Genomic DNA, 17590 nt, shown 5'->3' with positions numbered 1-17590 from the left:
GCCTACCCGCCGGCGGTCAGAGCCAGCCGGGCACCACGAGAATCGCCCAGGCCGCGAGTGGCCCGATGGCGACGACGAGCGCGCTGTACTTCAGGATCTGCTTGTAGAACCGGTCACGATCGACGTTCTGCGCGTTCGCGAGGACCAGCGCGCCGTTGGTCGAGAACGGGCTGACGTCGACGATGGTCGAGGAGATGGCGAGCGCGACGATGACACCGACCGCACCCACCTCACCGGCGAGAAGGAATGGAACCGCGAGCGGGATCGTCGCGCCCAGGATCGCCGTGGACGAGGCGAAGGCGGAGACGATGGCCCCGATGTAGCAGAGGAGCAGGGCGACGAGGAGCGGCATGCCCAGGCTCGCGACCGCGTTGCCGACGTACTCGACGGTGCCCGCCTCCTGCAGGACGCCCACGAACGTGAGGACGCCGCCGATGAGCAGCACCGTCGACCAGCTGATCTGCGCGATCGCACCCTTCTGCGCCTTCGGCGAGGCGAGCGCCAGGACGACCGCCACCGTCATCGAGATGAATCCCACGTCGAGATCGAGGATCAGCGAGAACACGGCGAGCGCGGCGAGACCCACCAGAGTGAGGGCCTGATCGACCGTGACGCCGGAGTGCGCAGGTGAGCCCGCGAGGGTCTGCGCCGGACGCACCTTGGTGGCGGTGGCCCCGCCCGACCCCGCGTCGCCGCCGGTCGTCGGCGCTCCACCGCCCGAGCCGCCGGCACCGGTTCCCTCCGTGTCCTCGACACCGTCGTCGTGCACGCTGCGCCCGATCAGGTCCCGCCCGCCGAGGAACACGAACAGCAGCACCCCGATCGCGGCGTTGAACAGGAGACTTCCGAGGAAGAGGGTGAGCGGGCTGTTGGTCAGTCCCGCCTTCGACGCGATGTCGTTGACCGTGACGCCGTAGATGCTGATCGGCGAGAATCCGCCGGCCTGTGCGCCGTGCACGACCATCATGCCCATCAGGAGGGCGTTGATCTTGTAGCGCGCGGCGAAGCCGAGAGCGATCGGCGCGACGATCGCCACGGCGGCGGGGCCGAGCGCACCGATCGCGGTGAGGACCGCCGTGATCCCGAACATCACCCAGGGAATCAGGGCGACACGACCGCGGACCAGCCGGACCGCCCCGCGGACCATGAGGTCGACGGTGCCGTTGTTCTGGGCGATTGCGAAGAGGTAGGTGATGCCGACCAGCGTCAGGAACAGGCTGCTGGGGAATCCGGCGATGATGTCGTCGCTGCTCATGTGCAGCGACAGGGTGCCGACGAAGAAGGCGGCAACGAAGCCGAGGGCGCCCATGTTCACGGGCAGCACGGTCGCCGCCAGGAACATGACGGCAAGCGCGAGGATGGGGATCAACTCGGTCGACATGAAAGTCTCCGGTTCTGTGGCAGTGGCAACTGGTGCCGGCCGACGCTCCGAGAATTGACTCAGTGGCAAATTGGCCTAGCCACTTCATCGAAGCAGTGTTGTAGGTCACTGTCAACAGCAACTGTGCGTGCGGTTACCCGCCTCCGGGAGATACCGTGGAGTAGTTTCAGTGGAATGGAGAGTGGGTGGCCCAGTGGCTGAGCAACTGCGTCCGGTAGCGCGACCGCGGCTGTACGAGGTGATCGTCGAGCAACTCTGCGCCCATATCGCGGAACACGAGATGACGCCGGGCGACCGCCTCCCCGCCGAGCGCGAACTCGCAGCTCAACTGGGGGTGTCCCGCGCGTCCCTGAGCCAGGCCCTCGTCGCCCTCGAGGTGCAGGGCGTGGTGTCGGTGCGGCACGGCGACGGCGCCGTCCTCGTCCGACAGCCCATCGAGGAGCGCGCGGTCAAGGCCCTGCGGGAACACGCCGACCGCCTGCCCGAGGTGATCGAGGCCCGCGAGGCACTCGAGGTCAAACTTGCCGGGCTCGCCGCCGAGCGCCGGACCGACGCGGAGATGGCGGCAATCGATTCCGCCCTCGCGACGATGGAGTCCGAGATCGCCGCGGGCGATCGCGGCGTCGTCGGTGACGAGCAGTTCCACGAGGCCATCACCGTCGCGGCGCACTCGTCACTGCTGGCCAAGCTGATGCACGAGATCTCCGGGCTGATCCGGGAGACCCGGATCGAATCCCTCTCCCAGGCCGAACGCCCGCGGGCCTCGCTCGAAGGGCACCGTCGTATTGCGACGGCGATTCGAGACCGTGACTCCGCGGGCGCCTCCCGTGCCATGGCCGATCACATTCGGATGGTGTCCGACGTCGCACTACTGCGCGAGGGCGGGTAGGGCACACACAGGGCGCGGAAACACGTACGCCTGACTAAAGCAGTGATACCGGTTTGTCCAACAGTACGGTTACGCCCTGGTGAGCCGTGCCATAGCGTTCCCTCTCGTCAGCCACTGCGGTCCCGCACTCCCGGGACATCGACCGAGAGGATCACCATGACGACCACCGAGAACATCGTCGAAACCCGCCCCGCCCCCTTCACCTGGGCGCAGTCCGCGCAGTACAGCCAGGGCGCCAAGGCCGGGGACCTGGTGTTCACGTCCGGTCAGGCCGGCTACGACGACGCCGGCAACCTCGTCGACGGCGGCTTCGAGGCGCAGGCCCGCCAGGTGTTCCGCAACATCGAGAAGATCCTGACCCAGCACGGCGCCTCGATGTCGTCGGTGGTCAAGCTGACCGCCTACCTGGGCGACCGCGACGACTTCGACACGTTCAAGAAGGTGCGCGCCGAGTTCTTCTCCGCCCCGTATCCCGCGGTGACCGCGGTGCAGAACTCGTTCCTCGTCGAGGGCATGCTCTTCGAAGCGGACGCCGTCGCCGTGGCCGGTGCCCAGCGCGTCCTCGCCGACACCGACGCCGGCTGACCACCCCTTCCACCACCAGTACAGAACTGGGATGTCCATGTCTGAGACCCTCTTTCCGACGCTGTTCTCTCCCCTGCAGGTCGGCGACGTCACCCTCAAGAACCGCATCTTCTCCTCCGGGCACGACACCGTGATGGTGCACGACGGCGCCGTCACCGACCAGCTCGTCGAATACCACCGCGCCCGGGCGGCCGGCGGCGCCGGACTGATCGTCATGCAGGTCGCCGGGATCCACGAGACCGCGCGGTACACCTACCACGTCCTCATGGCCACCGACGACAGCTGCATCGCCGGCTACCGGCGCGTCGCCGACGCCGTCCACGAGCACGGGTGCGCGCTGTTCGGTCAGGTGTTCCACCCGGGCCGGGAGATCATGGAATCCCAGGACGGTGCGCTCCCGGTCGCGTACGCCCCGTCGGCCGTGCCGAACGAACGATTCCGGGTCATGCCCCGGCCGATGTCCCAGGCGATGATCGCCGAGGTCGTCGCCGGATACGCGGCCGGGGCGCGCCGGCTCCAGCAGGCCGGACTCGACGGCGTCGAGATCGTGGCCAGCCACGGCTACCTGCCCGCCCAGTTCCTCAACCCCGACCTGAACCTGCGCACCGACCAGTACGGTGGCGACCGCGACAATCGGATGCGATTCCTGCGCGAGATCATCGCCGCCGTCCGCGAGGCCGTCGGATCGGGATTCGCCGTCGGCGTCCGCGTGTCCGGGATCGAGCACTCCTCGGCGGAGGACGAACCCACCGACATCGTCGAGGTCTGCCGACGGCTCGACGCGGACGGGCTGCTGGACTTCCTGAACGTCACCGAGGGCACGTCCGCGAGCCGGTCCGGGTCCCTGCACATCGTTCCGCCGATGAGCGAGGAGGCCGCCTACACCGCACCCGCCGCGGCGAAGATCAAAGCGGCAGTGTCGATCCCGGTGCTCGTCGCCGGACGGATCAACCAACCGCAGGAAGCCGAGATCGTCGTCGCCAAGGGTCAGGCCGACGCCTGCGCGATGACCCGCGCCCTGATCTGCGACCCGGACATGCCTGCCAAGGCCCTCGCCGAGCGGCCGGACGACATCCGGGCCTGCATCGGCTGCAACCAGGCGTGCATCGGCCACTTCCAATCCGGCTACCCGATCTCCTGCATCCAGCGCCCGGAGACCGGACGCGAACGCGAGTTCGGCACGCTGGTGCTCACCCCGAAACCGACGGACGTCATGGTCGTCGGCGGCGGACCCGCCGGGATGAAGGCCGCCGTGGTCGCCGCCCAGCGCGGGCACCGGGTCACCCTCTACGAGGCCAGTGGCCGGGTCGGTGGGCAGGTGCTGCTCGCCGAGCGGCTGCCCGGCCGGTCCGAGTTCGGCGGCGCCGCCACCAATCTGCAGTCCGAACTCGACCGCTACGGGGTGATCGTGAAGACCCGCGTCCAGGTCGATGCGGCGATGATCACCGAACAACGACCCGACCACGTCATCATCGCGACCGGCGCCACCCCGTACCGGCCGCACCTCGAACTGGACGGCGACATGCCGGTCCTCGAGGCGTGGGACGTGATCGGCGCGAACGGCGGCAACACCCCCAAGGGGGAGATCGTCGTGGCCGACTGGCGCGGAGACTGGACCGGACTCGGGGTCGCGGAAATGCTCGCCCGCGAAGGGCGCAAGGTGACCCTGTGCGTCAACGGCTACGCGGCCGGCGAGAACCTGCAGCAGTTCACCCGGGTGTCGATGCTGCGCGCGGCCACCGAAGCGAAGGTCCGCATCGTCCCCCACACCCGCCTGTTCGGGGCGGACGACGACACCGTCTACCTGGTCAACACCCTGACCGGCGAACCGATCATCCTCGACGGCATCGACGGACTCGTCCTCGCCCTCGGCCACCAGCAGAACGACACCCTGCTCGCCGACGTCGAATCCACCGGCATCCCGTTCACCGGAGTCGGTGACTGCCTCGCCCCGCGCACCGTCGAAGAGGCCGTCCTCGACGGGTTGCGCGCGGCCGCCGCCGTCTGACCCTGTTCAGTCGGTCAGCGCACTCGCGTGGGCGCGGGCGCGGAGCGCCAGCCACAGCATCGCGATGTCCGAGGACGCCTTGAGATTGCGTCCCGTCACGGACTCGATCTTCCGGAGACGGAAGGCCAGAGACTGCCGGTGAATTCCGAGCTGCTCGGCCGTCTCCGTCCAGCTTCGGTCGTGGGTGAGGAAGGTTTCGAGCGTCTCGACGAGGTGCGACTCGTGCCCCCGGTCGTACAGGAGGAGATCGCCGAGGATCGCGTCGGTGGCGTGCCGGGCGTCGGTCAGGGTGCGCGGCACGAACAGTGGTGCGTCGGTGGTGTATCGGGCGACGGGTACGCCGGTCGATCGGGCGGTGTCCAGCGCCCATCCCGCCTGACGAGCGCTGTCGGAGATCTGCCCGATCGTGGTCGCCGAGGGTGACACTCCCATCGCCCGGGTTCTGCCGCTCAGCACGTCGATGGTCTCCGGACTCCGGCCGGTGGGAATCAGCATGTACGCGTGTTCGTCGAGGGAGCCGGTCACGTTGGGGACGCCCCGGTCGCCGGTTATCGTCCGCGCAGCCGGTAGGAAGTCGGTTCCGAAGCTCAGCACCGTCCATTCGGGTTCGGCCAGGTTGAACTGTTCGAGCAGTGGTATCACCGCCTCGGCGGCGTCGGTTCCGGCGAGAATTCTCCGCAGCAGGCCCTCACCGGCCTCGTCGGCGTGCTCCCGCTCCCTGGTGACCTTTTCGACTTCGACGCCGATCAGGGTTCGCACATGCAGCAGGGCGAAGGCATCGACGTCCGTGGCCGGGCTTCCCTCCATCACCAGCATGCATTTCCGGTGAGTGGGAAGGGCATGGGCGGTCATCACATAGTCGGCACCGTCCATCAGCGTGAGGTGGGCGGGCAGACGATCGAGGGTCCCGGCGACCCGCGCGGCCAACGCGCGGATGGTCTTGTCGGACAGTGCATTGTCGGTCGGGAGAACTTCGGTGCCGTACTCGACGTCGACGACGTGCAGCGTGTAGCGAAGCTCGCGGGACAGCCGGACAAGGAGACTCGTCTCCGCCAGCGACGTCGAGCGTGCGTGTTCGTAGAGTCGGCTCAGTCGTGCGACCCTGCTGACCTGAACACTCTGACTGGCCAAAGCCACCGTACGTCCGATGGCCGCGAACGGGGTGGTGTGGCTGCACCGAAGGATGGGGAAACCCAGTCGGTCGGCAACAGCGAGCATCGCGGCCGTGAGCGGTGGCGCTGTCGCGTCGTCACCGATGATGACGCCCGCCAGACCCTTGTCGTGGAGGCGCTCGACGAACGTGCACTGTGCCTGCTCGTCCGGCGGCACGCACAAACCGGCGGTCATCAGCAGCTCGTCCGCTCCCAGCCAGTCCCAGGGGTCGAGTTCCGAGGTGTGTGCCCACACGATCCGGCGATCGAGTCCCGTCACACCGGCGACGGCAGCGCACCCGAGCTGATCCATGGCGATGAGGTCGCCGACGGTGAGTCTCGACATCGTCTTCCTCTCGTCTCAGTCCCGGACGCTACTGATCCGGCGGGTGATCAGCGCCATCCAGAAGTCGGCGATGTCTGCGGAACTCTTCATGCTTCGGCCGGTGAGGCCCTCGATCTTGCGCAGCCGGTATCCGAGCGTCTGGCGGTGAATGACAAGCTTTTCCGCGGTTGCCGACCAGTTCCGATCCATGGACAGGAATACGTCCAGCGTCTCGACGAGATCGCTGTGATTGGCGGCGTCGTAGTCGATGACCTTCCCCAGCACGGCCCGCGTCGCAAAATGTGCTTCGGTCAACGTTCGGGGAAGGAACAGGGGGGCCGCGGTCGAATACTCGGCAAGGCCGCCGCCCGCCGCCCGCGCGGCCTGGAGAGCCCACCGGGCTTGACGAACGCTGTCCGGAACCCGCCCCGTCGTCGCGTTACGGGCCGACATTCCCATCGCATCGATGTGGCGGTCGAGGAGGTCCGCCGTCAGGTCGGCCTCGGTGCTCGGGACCATCAGGTACCCCTCGTCCCCTACCGAGCACGACAGGTACGGGACTCCGCGGTCCCCGATGAGCGTGCGGGCCGTCTGGAGGTGAGATGCGTCGAATCCGATGACGCACCAGTGGGTATCGGCCAACTCCAGTTGTCCGAGGCGAGGTGTGGCAGCCTCCACGCCGATCGATCCGGTGATCATCTGCTCGAGCAGCTCCGCCCGCACCACATCGGTGCGTTCACGTTCCCGGGTCACCCGCTCCACTTCCACGCCCACGAGGCTCTGCGCATGCAACAACACGAACGCGTCGACCTCGATGTCGGCGTGCCCGGCCGCGACGAGCATGCACCTGCGGTGGGTGGCGAGGGGGAACGCTGTCGCCACCGTCCCGGCGCCGGCGTCGATCGACACCCTCGACGGAAGACGGTCGAGCCGGCCGCCGACGCTGCGGCGGAGCTCGTCGACGAGATCGTCGCCGAGCGGACGGGCGTCGCGCAGCACCTCGCTGCCGAGTTCGACGTCCACGACGTGGAGTCGGTGTCCGAGTTCCGCCGACACTCGATCGAGCAGCGACGTCTCGTCCTCCGGTGCCGCCTGCGTGGCGTCGTAGAGCCTGCTCAAGCGGGCGATTCGACTGACCTGGACGCTCTGGGCCGCGATGGCGACGGTACGGCCGATCGCGACGAAAGGCGTTGCATGACCGACCGAGACGACGGGGAAGCACTGCTCGTCCGCTTCGGCCAGCATGTCCTGCGTCAGCGGCGGCGCGAGCAGGTCGTCGCCGATCGCGATACCGGCCAAACCCGCCTCGCTGAGACGTCGCACGAACTGTCGCTGTGCGTCCGCCGCTGCCGGCAGGCTCATACCGGTGGTCATCAACAGGTCGTCCTTACCCAGCCAGTTCCAGGGGTCGGGCAGTTCGCACACCTGCGCCCACACCACGATCCGGCCGGCACCGGCAGCGCCGGCCACCACGCTGCACGCGAGTTGCCGCATGGCCACCAAGTCGCCGACTGTCAGGTTCGACACGAATCACTCCGTCGATGCGGGTAATGAACGTCGCCAGCAGAATTGTACGTCCGTATGGCTCCTCGTCAGGGGACGAGGACGACGGCACCGGTCGTCTTCCGGGCCTCGAGGTCTCGATGCGCGTCGGCGGCGTGTTCGAGCGGGTAGTGCGCGCCGACGCGAACGTGCAACGAGCCGTCCGCGACGGCCGCGAAGACCTCGCCTGCCCGCCAGGTGAGTTCCTCACGGGTGCGGATGTAGTGCGCGAGCGTGGGACGGGTGAGGACCAGGGACCCTGCGGGATTGAGTCGTTGCGGGTCGAACGGCGGTACCAGGCCGCTCGAGGCGCCGAAGAGGGCAAGGGTGCCACGGACCCGGACGGACGCGAGGCTCGCCTCGAACGTGGCCGCGCCGACCCCGTCGTAGGCGACGACCACACCCTCCCCGTCGGTGAGTTCGCGGACGCGGGCGGCGATGTCGTCCTCGTAGCGGAGCACCTCGGCGGCGCCGGCCTCGCGCGACAGCTTCTCCTTCACATCCGACGAGACGGTGGTGATCACCCGCGCACCCAGCTTCGTGGCCAGTTGAGTCAGCAGCAATCCGACGCCGCCGGCCCCGGCGTGGACGAGCACGGTGTCGCCGGACTGCACCGGGTAGGTCGAGTACGCCAGGTAGTGGGCCGTCATCCCTTGCGCCAGTGCAGAAGCCGCCTGCGGGGCGGGCACGCCGTCCGGTACCGCGATCGCGACTGCGGCGGGCACCACTACCTGTTCGGCGTAGTTGCCGGTTGCCCCGCACCACGCGACGCGGTCACCGGGCGCGAAGCCGAGCACCCCGGCACCGACCGCTTCGACGACGCCCGAGCCCTCGTCGCCGGGAACGTACGGCAGCGGATGCGGGTACACCCCGGTCCGGAAATAGGTGTCGATGAAGTTGACGCCGATCGCGTCGGTCCGCACGAGCAGATCGTCCGGACCGGGCTGGGGATCGGGGACCTCGGTGAGTTCGAGCACGTCGGGACCACCGAGACGAGAGACCTGAATGGCACGCATGGCCTATGTTCTACACGCCCATCCACTATTTGAACATGCCGGCCATAAAGTGAAGGCGTCGTGAAGTGGCGGGGAGGCGAGCATCGACAAGTTTCGGGGTAATTCTTGCGAAATGCGCTATTGACGCCCACACATTCCACCTCTTACAGTGTTGTTCAACACATGAACTACGTGTTCAAAAAGTGAACGGAGATAGACAATGGCGTCTCAGCGCATGCGGATCTTTGCCTTCGACTACCAGGGCCCGGCGCACCTGTCGGCCGGCCTGTGGCGGCACCCGAAGGATCAGGGCGCGAACTACAAGAACCTCGCCTACTGGACCGAGTACGCCAAGCTGCTCGAGGCGGCCCGGTTCGACGGCATCTTCTTCGCCGACAACGTCGGCTACCACGACATCTACGAGGGCAACGCCGACGCGGCCCTCGCCGACGCCGCGCAGATCCCCGCGCAGGATCCGTTCATGGCCGTCTCCGCGATGGCGGCGGTGACGAAGAACCTCGGATTCGGGCTGACGGGGTCGACCTCCTACGAGCACCCGTACGCGCTGGCCCGCAAGTTCAGTACCCTCGACCACCTCACCGACGGCCGGGTCGGCTGGAACCTGGTGACCTCCTACTCCGACAGCGCCGCCCGCAATCTCGGTACCGGACAGCAGGTTCCGCACGACGAGCGGTACGACATGGCCGCCGAGTACCTCGAGGTCTGCTACAAGCTGTGGGAGGGATCCTGGGACGACGACGCGGTCGTGCGGGACGCCGAGCGGGGCGTGTACATCGATCCGCGCCGAGTCCACGACATCGAGCACAAGGGTAAGTACTTCTCCGTGCCTGGCTTCGCGTTGTGCGAGCCGTCCCCGCAGCGCACCCCGGTGATCTTCCAGGCCGGCGGCTCGTCCAAGGGCCGCGCCCTCGCCGCCGCCAGCGCCGAGGCGGTGTTCGTCAACGCCGTGTCCATCCCGGCGCTGAAGAAGCAGGTCGACAGCCTGCGCAGTCTCGCCGCCGAGGCCGGCCGCGACCCGGCCAACGTGCACGTGCTGCAGATGCTCAACGTCGTCTGCGCACCGACCGACGAAGAAGCGCACGCGAAGTACGAGAGCTACCGCAAGCTCGTGAGCTACACCGGGGCGATGGCCCGCTACAGCGGCTGGACCGGATTGGACATGTCGCAGTTCGACCCCGACGTTCCCCTCAAGCACGTCAAGACCAACGCCGGACAGACCATGGTCGACCTGTTCTCGAAGATGGACCCCGACAAGGAGTGGACCCCGCGCGACATCGCCGAATTCGTCGGCATCGGCGGCACCGGCCCCACCATCGTCGGCTCGCCCACCACCGTGGCCGACGAACTGACCCGGTGGATGAACGAGACCGGTATCGCCGGCTACAACCTCGCCAACGCCATCAAGTACCAGGACATCGCCGACTTCATCGAACTCGTCGTCCCCGAACTGCAGCGGCGCGGCACCATGTGGAGCGACTACGAAGGCTCCACCCTGCGCGAAAAGCTCTACGGCCCCGGCGCCGTCCGGCTCCGCGACGACCACCCCGGCCTCCGCTTCGGCAATCGCACCGTCGACGCCGTCTGACCCACCGACCCGACAAGGACACCCATGCAGACCACCGAACTCCACGACGTCGCGGCCACCCTGCGGACCGCACGCGTGAACGGGGCACCGATCACCGCGCCGACCAAGACCTGGCCCGCCCTCGACGCCGACTCCGCCTTCGCCGTCCAGCGCATCAACGTCGAACACGCCGTCGCGGGCGGTGACCGCCTGGTCGGATACAAGCTCGGCAACATCGCGAAGGTCATGCAGGAAGCCTTCGGCCTCGGCCAGCCCGACTACGGATTCCTGCTCGCCAGCATCTTCGCCTACGAAGGCACCACCCTCGAACGGGAAAACTACATCGAACCGTTCGTCGAACTCGAACCCGCATTCGTGCTGAAAAGCAGTCTGCGCGGGCCCAACATCACCGTCGCCGACGTCATCAACGCCATCGACTACGCCGTGCCCGCCATCGAGATCATCGACTCCCGCGTCCAGAACTGGGCCATCGACCTCCCGGACACCCTCGCCGACAACGGATCCACCGGCGCGGTCATCCTCGGCGGCACCCCCCGCCGCATCACCGACCTGACCCTGCGCGACATGAACGGCTCCCTGCACTTCAACGGGCGCGAGGTCATCACCGGCAACACCCGCAACATCCTCGGCAACCCCCTCGCCGCGGTCGCCTGGCTGGTCAACCGCCTCGCCGCCTACGACGTCGAATTCCAGGCCGGCCAGGTCATCCTCCCCGGCAGCTGCCTGCAGGCAGTCCCCATGAACCAGGCCGGCCGCTGGGTCGGCGAATTCGAAGGCTTCGGCACCATCGAGTTCGACGTCTCCACCGCCACCAACTGACACCACGAAAGATCTTCGCGGGAACATATTCCCTGCGGCAACACGTTCGTTCAGGAATCAGGAGCGCCTTCTTGACTGAACGAACTGCGCGGGTGCCTGACCTGATGTGTCGGCGTCAGGCACCCGCCCTCCACGTGCGCGACGCACCGCCGTACCGGCCACACTTTGTCCCGGTTACGGCGGTGCGTTTGTCGTAGGAGTACCGAAACGTCGACCCCGGGAAACCGAATGACCATCACCGAGCATCCATCCGACCCTCCGTCCGGCTGGGACTGGCGACATGAGGGATCGTGCCGCGGCACCGACACCGCCATGTTCTTCTCGCCCGACGATCGCGAGCAGCGAACCGTCCGCACACGGCGCGAACGCCGCGCCAAACAGATCTGCCAGGACTGCCCCGTGCTCCGCGAATGCCGAACTCACGCCCTCACCGCCGCGGAACACTACGGCATCTGGGGCGGCTCCGCCGCCCGTGCGTGGTTGAAGAGTGCAGAGACTCCTTAACCACGCACGGGCGCGCAGTGCCTATCGCGCTGCGGCGGCGACTGCCTTCGCGACAGCGGGGGCGACGCGAGGATCGAGCGGGCTGGGAACGATCCTGTCCACAGCCAGCTCGTCACCGACGACCGAGAGGATCGCCTCGGCGGCGGCGAGCTTCATGCCCTCGGTGATCCGCCGGGCACCGGCATCCAGGGCACCCTTGAACACCCCGGGGAAGGCGAGCACATTGTTGATCTGGTTCGGGAAATCCGACCGTCCGGTGGCGACGATCGCCGCATGCTTGCGGGCGACGTCGGGGTGGATCTCCGGATCCGGGTTCGACAGCGCGAACACGATCGCGTCATCGGCCATGGTCGCGATGAGCTCCTCCGGGACGGTGCCCGCGGACACGCCGAGGAACACGTCCGCGCCGTCGAGGGCCCGGGCGACACCGCCGCGACGACCGGCCGGGTTGGTGCGCGCGGCCAGATCCACCTTCACCTCGTTCAAATCCCGACGATCCACGGAGACGATGCCCTTCGAATCCAGCACCGTCACGTCCGCGATACCGGCGGCGAGCAGGATATTCGCGCACGCCACACCGGCGGCCCCGGCACCGGAGGTCACCACCCGCAGGCCGCTGAGCTCCCGGCCCTGAACCTTCACCGCGCCCTTCAACGCGGCGAGGACGACGATGGCGGTGCCGTGCTGGTCGTCGTGCATCACCGGGCAGTCCAGCGCCTCGATGACCCGCCGTTCGATCTCGAAGCACCGGGGTGCGGAGATGTCCTCCAAATTCACCGCCCCGAAGCTCGGGCGAAGCCGGATCAGGGTCTCCACGATCTCGTCCGGATCCTGGGTGTCCAGGACCAGCGGGATCGAGTTCAACCCGGCGAAGTTCTTGAACAGGGCGGACTTGCCCTCCATCACGGGAAGGGAGGCACGCGGGCCGATGTCACCGAGGCCGAGGACCGCGGAGCCGTCGGAGACGACGACCACGAGGCGGTTGGTCCAGGTGTAGCGGTCGGCGAGGGTCTCGTCGGCGTGGATGGCGCGGGAGACCTGCGCGACACCCGGGGTGTACGCGATCGACAGGTCGCGCTGATTGTCGAGCGGGGCCGTCAGCTCGACCGAGAGCTTGCCGCCGAGATGGCCGGCGAAAATCTCCTCCTCGGTCAGTTCAACCTTCTGCGGCGTGGCGGATTCGGACACGACAGTCACGACTTCTACTCCAAAGATGTTGGACGGAAACGGGGATGAGTCGTCAGAGCACGGCAGCCGACAGGGCCCCGATGCGGGACCGGGTGGGTGACGCGGGGTTCAACCGAGCCGCTGGAGGGTGTGGCCCATGCGGTCGCGTTTGGTGGTCAGATAGGACCGGTTGTAGGCGGTCGGTGAGGACTCGTGGGGGATCTGTTCGGCGACGGTGATGCCGTGGTCGCTCAGAGCCCGGACCTTGTCGGGATTGTTCGTCATCAGCCGCACTCGGCCGACTCCGAGGTCGTCGAGGATTTCGCAGGCGACGCGGTAGTCGCGGCTGTCGACGGGCAGGCCGAGGCTGACGTTGGCGTCGATGGTGTCGAGGCCCTCGTGCTGTTGGAGTTCGTAGGCGCGCAGTTTGTGCCCCAGGCCGATTCCGCGGCCCTCGTGTCCGCGGAGATAGATCAGGATGCCGGCGCCGACCTCGGCGATGGCGCTCATGGCGGATCGGAATTGGGGTCCGCAGTCGCAGCGCAGGGAGCCGGCGAGGTCACCGGTGATGCACTCGCTGTGCATCCGAACCAGCGGCGCGTCGGTCGTGGCCACGTCGCCCATCACCAGGGCCAGGTGCTCGACGCCGTCGCCGGGTGCCTGATAGGCCAGCGCGTCGAACGTGCCGACCTCGGTGGGCAGGGTGCTGCGGCCGGACCGGACGACGATGTTCCCGGGGCGCGCGGCACTCTGGCGGAGCGGGGTCACCGTTCCATCCGTGCGTGAGCGCCATGCGCGCAGTTCGGCGATGGAAATCATCGGGATCGAGTGCTGTGCGGCGAGTTGTTCGAGGTCGTCGCGTCGCATCATCTCCCGCCGATCGGGGGTGACGATCTCGCAGAGCAGGGCGGCGCCGCTGAGCCCCGCCATGCGGCACAAATCGACTCCGGCCTCGGTGTGCCCCGGGCGCTCGAGGACGCCGCCGGGCTTGGCGAGCAGCGGCATGACGTGGCCGGGCCGGGCGAGATCGGCGGGCTGCAGGGCCGGGTCTGCCAGGGCCCGGATGGTGGCGCCGCGATCGCCCGCACTGATTCCCGTGGTGGTGCCGTGCCGGTAGTCGACGCTGACCAGGAATGCGGTGTTGTGGGCTTCGGTGTTGTCGGGGACCATCAGGTCGAGGCCGAGCCTGTCGGCGCGGGCCTCGTCGATGGCGACGCAGAGAAAGCCGGATGTGTGTTCGAGGAAGAACGCGACCGCATCGGTGCTCGCGTATTCGGCGGCCATGATCAGGTCGCCCTCGTTCTCGCGGTCCTCGTCGTCGACGACGAGGACCATTCCCTTGTTTGCCAGTGCGGTGACCGCGTCCGAGATGGTCGACATGATCGCTGGCTCCTTCCTTGGCGAACACACGGAGTGTGGTGGGACGTTCTGGGGGGTCGAGGCGGAGTCGCGGGGCTGACGTCGTTGTCGGTCCGGCGACTCCGCGCTCGGGATCGGGGTGTTACCGCTGGTGCGGAGCGGACGTTTCGCTGAGACTGCGGCCCATCGTTTCCGGGGCGAGGACCTGGGAGACCGACGCGCCGATGACGCAGATGCCGGCCGCGATGAGCATCGTGGTGCCCGCGCCGAGGTTGTGCATCGACCAGGGCAGCAGGAACGTGCCCAGACCGGCTCCGACGCGGCTGAACGCGGTCGCGAAACCGGTTCCCAGGCCGCGGATCTCGGTCGGGAAGATCTCCCCCGGGTAGACACCCGTCAGCGCGGTGCACATGGCGTTGGCGAACGCGAAGACCAGGAAGCCGATGAGCACCAGCACCGGCGGTGCAGAGGTCCAGAGCCCGATCGCGGCCAGGACCGCGGCGCACACCCACTGCTGCGGGATGGTCAGCTTTCGCCGGCCGATCCGTTCGATGAGGATCACCGAGATGACGACACCGGCCAGGGCGAGACCGTTGACCCCCAGGGCGCCGACGAGTCCGTCGCCGAGACCGTAGTCGGCGAGCACGCTGGCCGCGAACGTGGCGATGGCGAAATACGGTGCCACCACACAGAACCAGAAGACGGAGATGAAGATCGTCGCCCGCCGGTAGGACGGGGAGAACAGCATCCCGAATGTGCCCGTGCGGGTCGGTTCACTGGTGGTGTCGAGGACGTCGGCGGGGTCCTCGAGGTAGGTGTGGGCGATCTCGGTTGCCTCGTCGGTACGGCCCTTGTTCATCAGCCAGCGCGGGGATTCGGGCATACCCAGCCGGGCCAGGAGCAGGATGACAGCGGGCAGGGTGCTCGAGCCGAGCACGATGCGCCAGTCCAGGGACCACACGGCGGTCATCAGGAAGCCGGCGATAAAAGCCGTCATGAATCCGAGGTACCAGGCGACCTCCGAGAAGGCCATCAGCCTGCCGCGCAACCGCCTGGGTGAGAACTCGGCGAGCAGCGGCCAGCCCACGGAGTAGTCGGCGCCGATCGCGATGCCCATCAGCAACCGGACGAGGAAGAGGTGCCAGGCCGAGTCGACGAAGAATTGCAGGACCGAACCGGCGGTGAAGATGAGCAGGTCGATCGTGAACAGCGGCTTGCGGCCGAGTTTGTCGGCGAGCCAGCCGCCGAGGGGGCCGCCGACGAAGATGCCGATCAGCGCGGACGCACCGATGAGCCCCTCCCAGAACAGCGACATGCCGAGATCGAGGGTGATGGCACCGATGACGGTGCCGATGATGCCGAGGATGTAGCCGTCGATGAACATGCCACCGGCGATCACACCGGTCAGCTTGACCAGGAAGCGCTTCTTGTCGACCGACTGCTGGTCGATGTCCACGGGTTCGTTGTTCGTGATGGTCATCGGCCCTCCTCGCTCGTGCGCGTCGGCGTGGCGATCACGACCGACGACGGTGGGCAATCACCGTGCGCAGGGGCGGAGAGGCGGGAAGCAGATGTTCGCACGTGATGTCACAACCTTCGTGAAGTGGTGCACGGCCACGGAATCCGAGGGATCTCTGGCGACTGCGGGTCGTTGGGATGGGCTCGATCGCTGCAGCTCAGCCGCGCTGCGTGTTCAATAAATGAACGATGTGGTCAAAATTGTGACATGAGACTCACGGCGCGTCAAGACCGCACCTGAGCCCGCACTGTCGCAGGATCGACATTCAGGCCCGCCGCTCTTGACAGATTGTGATCTACGGCTCAGGATCATGACCGATCAATATTGAACAAGACGTTCAAAATATGAACAGTTCACGGCGGTGAGGAGACACCATGGCGGACAGCGCCCACCAGCATCAGGAAGCCGATGTCGTCGTTGTCGGCGGCGGCATCGCCGGGTTGATCACCGCCCGGGAGCTGTCCCGTACCGGACTGAGTGTGGTCGTGCTCGAGGCACGCGACCGGCTCGGCGGACGGGTGTGGACCGACCACCGCCTCGGCAGGGACCTCGAGATCGGCGGCACCTGGATGCACTGGGTGCAGCCGCACGTGTGGGCCGAGATCACCCGGTACGGACTCTCGGTGACCCGTGGCCCGCGCGCGGAGCAGGCGTACTGGCTCGCCGGCGACCGGGTCCGCACCGGCACGTTCGAGCAGTTCATGGAAGTGATCGATCCCGGAATGCGCCGGCTGCTCGCCGACACCATGAACATCGTCCCCCGGCCCGATCTGCCGCCCGCATCACCCGAACTCGCGAACATCGACCGGTACAGCGTGCAGGACATGCTCGACCGGCTGCAGCTGAGCGAGGACGAATACCAGGCGAACGAGGCGGCCTGGGTCGGACACTTCAACGGCCCACTCACCGAGGGGGCCTTCACCACCGCGTTGCGGTGGACCGCCGCCACCGCGGGCTCGTGGCATCTGATGCACGAGGCGTCCGCGGTCTTCCGCCTCGCCGACGGCACCCAGTCCCTGGTGGCGGCGATCGCCGCCGATACCACCGCGGAGCTGCGCACCCGCGCGGAGGTTTCTCACATCGAACACGACACCGAACGCGCTCGAGTGCACCTGAGCGACGGCCAGGTGATCACGGCGCGTCGAGTGGTACTCACCGTGCCCCAGAACATTCTCGGCGACCTCGCCGTCACCCCACCGCTCAACGACTGCAAGCTCGCCGCAAGCAAGGAGAAGGCCGCCTCCCAGGGGGTCAAGTGCTGGATCCGGGTACGTGGCCCGATCGCCCCGTTCTTCGCGTATTCCTCCGCCGCCCACCCGCTGTCCGTCGTGCGCACCGAATACCTCGGCGACGACGATGCAGTTCTGGTCGGTTTCGGGGCCGACTCGACGCGACTCGACCCCAACGACCGCGATGCCGTTCAGCGGGCGTTGACCGTCTGGCGGGACGATCTCGATGTCCTCGAGGTGACCGGACACGACTGGATGAGCGACCAGTACTCGCAGGAGACCTGGATGATGCACCGTCCGAACCAGGTCACTCGTTACCTGGGCGCGCAGCAGGCCACCGAAGGCGTTCTGCACTTCGCGAGCAGTGACATCGCGAATCTGTGGGCCGGATTCATCGACGGCGCCATCGAGAGCGCACTGCGCGCCGCACGCGACATCGCCACCGAATTGCGCTCCGACCATTCCTCCTACACCGCTGCCGGGTCCGGCACCACGATCTGACAAGGAGCCA

14 protein-coding genes are annotated in these 17590 nt (G+C 67.5%); 7 read left to right on the top strand and 7 right to left on the bottom strand.

Annotation, left to right across the window (positions count from 1 at the left end):
• Window positions 1–16: 16 nt before the first annotated feature.
• On the bottom strand, window positions 17–1381 hold the full coding sequence (locus tag P3H15_RS10135) for an SLC13 family permease (RefSeq protein ID WP_276137101.1): 1365 nt from the start codon (window positions 1379–1381) through the stop codon (window positions 17–19).
• Between the two features lie 193 nt (window positions 1382–1574).
• Here P3H15_RS10135 and P3H15_RS10130 point away from each other — a divergent pair, with 193 nt between their 5' ends.
• The 3 genes from P3H15_RS10130 (at window position 1575) to P3H15_RS10120 (ending at window position 4863) form a co-directional block, all read left to right on the top strand.
• Window positions 1575–2270, top strand: coding sequence for a FadR/GntR family transcriptional regulator (locus P3H15_RS10130; RefSeq protein ID WP_072936901.1), 696 nt, complete (start codon window positions 1575–1577; stop codon window positions 2268–2270).
• Between the two features lie 156 nt (window positions 2271–2426).
• Window positions 2427–2855, top strand: a complete 429-nt coding sequence (locus P3H15_RS10125; RefSeq protein WP_276137100.1) for a RidA family protein — start codon at window positions 2427–2429, stop codon at window positions 2853–2855.
• A gap of 37 nt (window positions 2856–2892) precedes the next feature.
• A complete protein-coding gene (locus tag P3H15_RS10120) occupies window positions 2893–4863 on the top strand; it encodes an FAD-dependent oxidoreductase (RefSeq protein WP_276137147.1) in 1971 nt (656 codons plus the stop codon).
• A gap of 6 nt (window positions 4864–4869) precedes the next feature.
• On the opposite strand, the gene P3H15_RS10115 is transcribed toward P3H15_RS10120, so the two are convergent.
• The 3 genes from P3H15_RS10115 to P3H15_RS10105 form a co-directional block, all read right to left on the bottom strand.
• A complete protein-coding gene (locus P3H15_RS10115; protein ID WP_276137099.1) occupies window positions 4870–6360 on the bottom strand; it encodes a PucR family transcriptional regulator in 1491 nt (496 codons plus the stop codon).
• A 15-nt stretch (window positions 6361–6375) separates the two neighbouring features.
• Complete coding sequence (locus tag P3H15_RS10110; RefSeq protein ID WP_276137098.1) at window positions 6376–7866, bottom strand: PucR family transcriptional regulator; 1491 nt, start codon at window positions 7864–7866, stop codon at window positions 6376–6378.
• Window positions 7867–7931: 65 nt separating this feature from the next.
• Complete coding sequence (locus P3H15_RS10105) at window positions 7932–8897, bottom strand: quinone oxidoreductase (protein ID WP_276137097.1); 966 nt, start codon at window positions 8895–8897, stop codon at window positions 7932–7934.
• Between the two features lie 199 nt (window positions 8898–9096).
• Between P3H15_RS10105 and P3H15_RS10100 the strand changes: the two genes are divergently transcribed.
• The 3 genes from P3H15_RS10100 to P3H15_RS10090 all read left to right on the top strand — a co-directional run bounded on the left by P3H15_RS10100 (window position 9097) and on the right by P3H15_RS10090 (window position 11805).
• Window positions 9097–10482 carry an LLM class flavin-dependent oxidoreductase gene (locus P3H15_RS10100; protein ID WP_276137096.1) on the top strand — a complete coding sequence of 462 codons (1386 nt, stop codon included), beginning with the start codon at window positions 9097–9099 and terminating at the stop codon, window positions 10480–10482.
• A 24-nt stretch (window positions 10483–10506) separates the two neighbouring features.
• Window positions 10507–11301 carry a 2-keto-4-pentenoate hydratase gene (locus P3H15_RS10095; RefSeq protein WP_276137095.1) on the top strand — a complete coding sequence of 265 codons (795 nt, stop codon included), beginning with the start codon at window positions 10507–10509 and terminating at the stop codon, window positions 11299–11301.
• 228 nt (window positions 11302–11529) lie between these two features.
• Window positions 11530–11805, top strand: coding sequence for a WhiB family transcriptional regulator (locus tag P3H15_RS10090; protein WP_276137094.1), 276 nt, complete (start codon window positions 11530–11532; stop codon window positions 11803–11805).
• Window positions 11806–11826: 21 nt separating this feature from the next.
• On the opposite strand, the gene P3H15_RS10085 is transcribed toward P3H15_RS10090, so the two are convergent.
• From P3H15_RS10085 to P3H15_RS10075, 3 genes are all read right to left on the bottom strand, one after another.
• Complete coding sequence (locus P3H15_RS10085; protein WP_276137093.1) at window positions 11827–13002, bottom strand: NADP-dependent malic enzyme; 1176 nt, start codon at window positions 13000–13002, stop codon at window positions 11827–11829.
• Window positions 13003–13101: 99 nt separating this feature from the next.
• Window positions 13102–14352, bottom strand: a complete 1251-nt coding sequence (ribA, locus tag P3H15_RS10080; protein ID WP_276137092.1) for a GTP cyclohydrolase II — start codon at window positions 14350–14352, stop codon at window positions 13102–13104.
• Between the two features lie 121 nt (window positions 14353–14473).
• Window positions 14474–15811, bottom strand: a complete 1338-nt coding sequence (locus P3H15_RS10075) for an MFS transporter (protein WP_276137091.1) — start codon at window positions 15809–15811, stop codon at window positions 14474–14476.
• 413 nt (window positions 15812–16224) lie between these two features.
• Here P3H15_RS10075 and P3H15_RS10070 point away from each other — a divergent pair, with 413 nt between their 5' ends.
• On the top strand, window positions 16225–17580 hold the full coding sequence (locus P3H15_RS10070; RefSeq protein ID WP_276137090.1) for an NAD(P)/FAD-dependent oxidoreductase: 1356 nt from the start codon (window positions 16225–16227) through the stop codon (window positions 17578–17580).
• The last annotated feature ends 10 nt before the right edge of the window (window positions 17581–17590 follow it).

The sequence above is a fragment of the Rhodococcus sp. T2V genome (assembly GCF_029269925.1).
Lineage (GTDB): Bacteria > Actinomycetota > Actinomycetes > Mycobacteriales > Mycobacteriaceae > Rhodococcus_F > Rhodococcus_F koreensis.
Note: the sequence above shows the minus strand (reverse complement) of the source record. Positions and strands in the feature narration are given on the sequence as shown.

Bases quoted from the DNA above. Each gene is read 5' to 3' on its own strand.
- P3H15_RS10120 (WP_276137147.1), top strand. From the start codon at position 2,893: ATGTCTGAGACCCTCTTTCCGACGCTGTTCTCTCCCCTGCAGGTCGGC.
- P3H15_RS10075 (WP_276137091.1), bottom strand. From the start codon at position 15,811: ATGACCATCACGAACAACGAACCCGTGGACATCGACCAGCAGTCGGTC.
- P3H15_RS10090 (WP_276137094.1), top strand. From the start codon at position 11,530: ATGACCATCACCGAGCATCCATCCGACCCTCCGTCCGGCTGGGACTGG.
- P3H15_RS10095 (WP_276137095.1), top strand. From the start codon at position 10,507: ATGCAGACCACCGAACTCCACGACGTCGCGGCCACCCTGCGGACCGCA.
- P3H15_RS10125 (WP_276137100.1), top strand. From the start codon at position 2,427: ATGACGACCACCGAGAACATCGTCGAAACCCGCCCCGCCCCCTTCACC.
- P3H15_RS10115 (WP_276137099.1), bottom strand. From the start codon at position 6,360: ATGTCGAGACTCACCGTCGGCGACCTCATCGCCATGGATCAGCTCGGG.
- P3H15_RS10100 (WP_276137096.1), top strand. From the start codon at position 9,097: ATGGCGTCTCAGCGCATGCGGATCTTTGCCTTCGACTACCAGGGCCCG.
- ribA (WP_276137092.1), bottom strand. From the start codon at position 14,352: ATGTCGACCATCTCGGACGCGGTCACCGCACTGGCAAACAAGGGAATG.
- P3H15_RS10105 (WP_276137097.1), bottom strand. From the start codon at position 8,897: ATGCGTGCCATTCAGGTCTCTCGTCTCGGTGGTCCCGACGTGCTCGAA.
- P3H15_RS10135 (WP_276137101.1), bottom strand. From the start codon at position 1,381: ATGTCGACCGAGTTGATCCCCATCCTCGCGCTTGCCGTCATGTTCCTG.
- P3H15_RS10070 (WP_276137090.1), top strand. From the start codon at position 16,225: ATGGCGGACAGCGCCCACCAGCATCAGGAAGCCGATGTCGTCGTTGTC.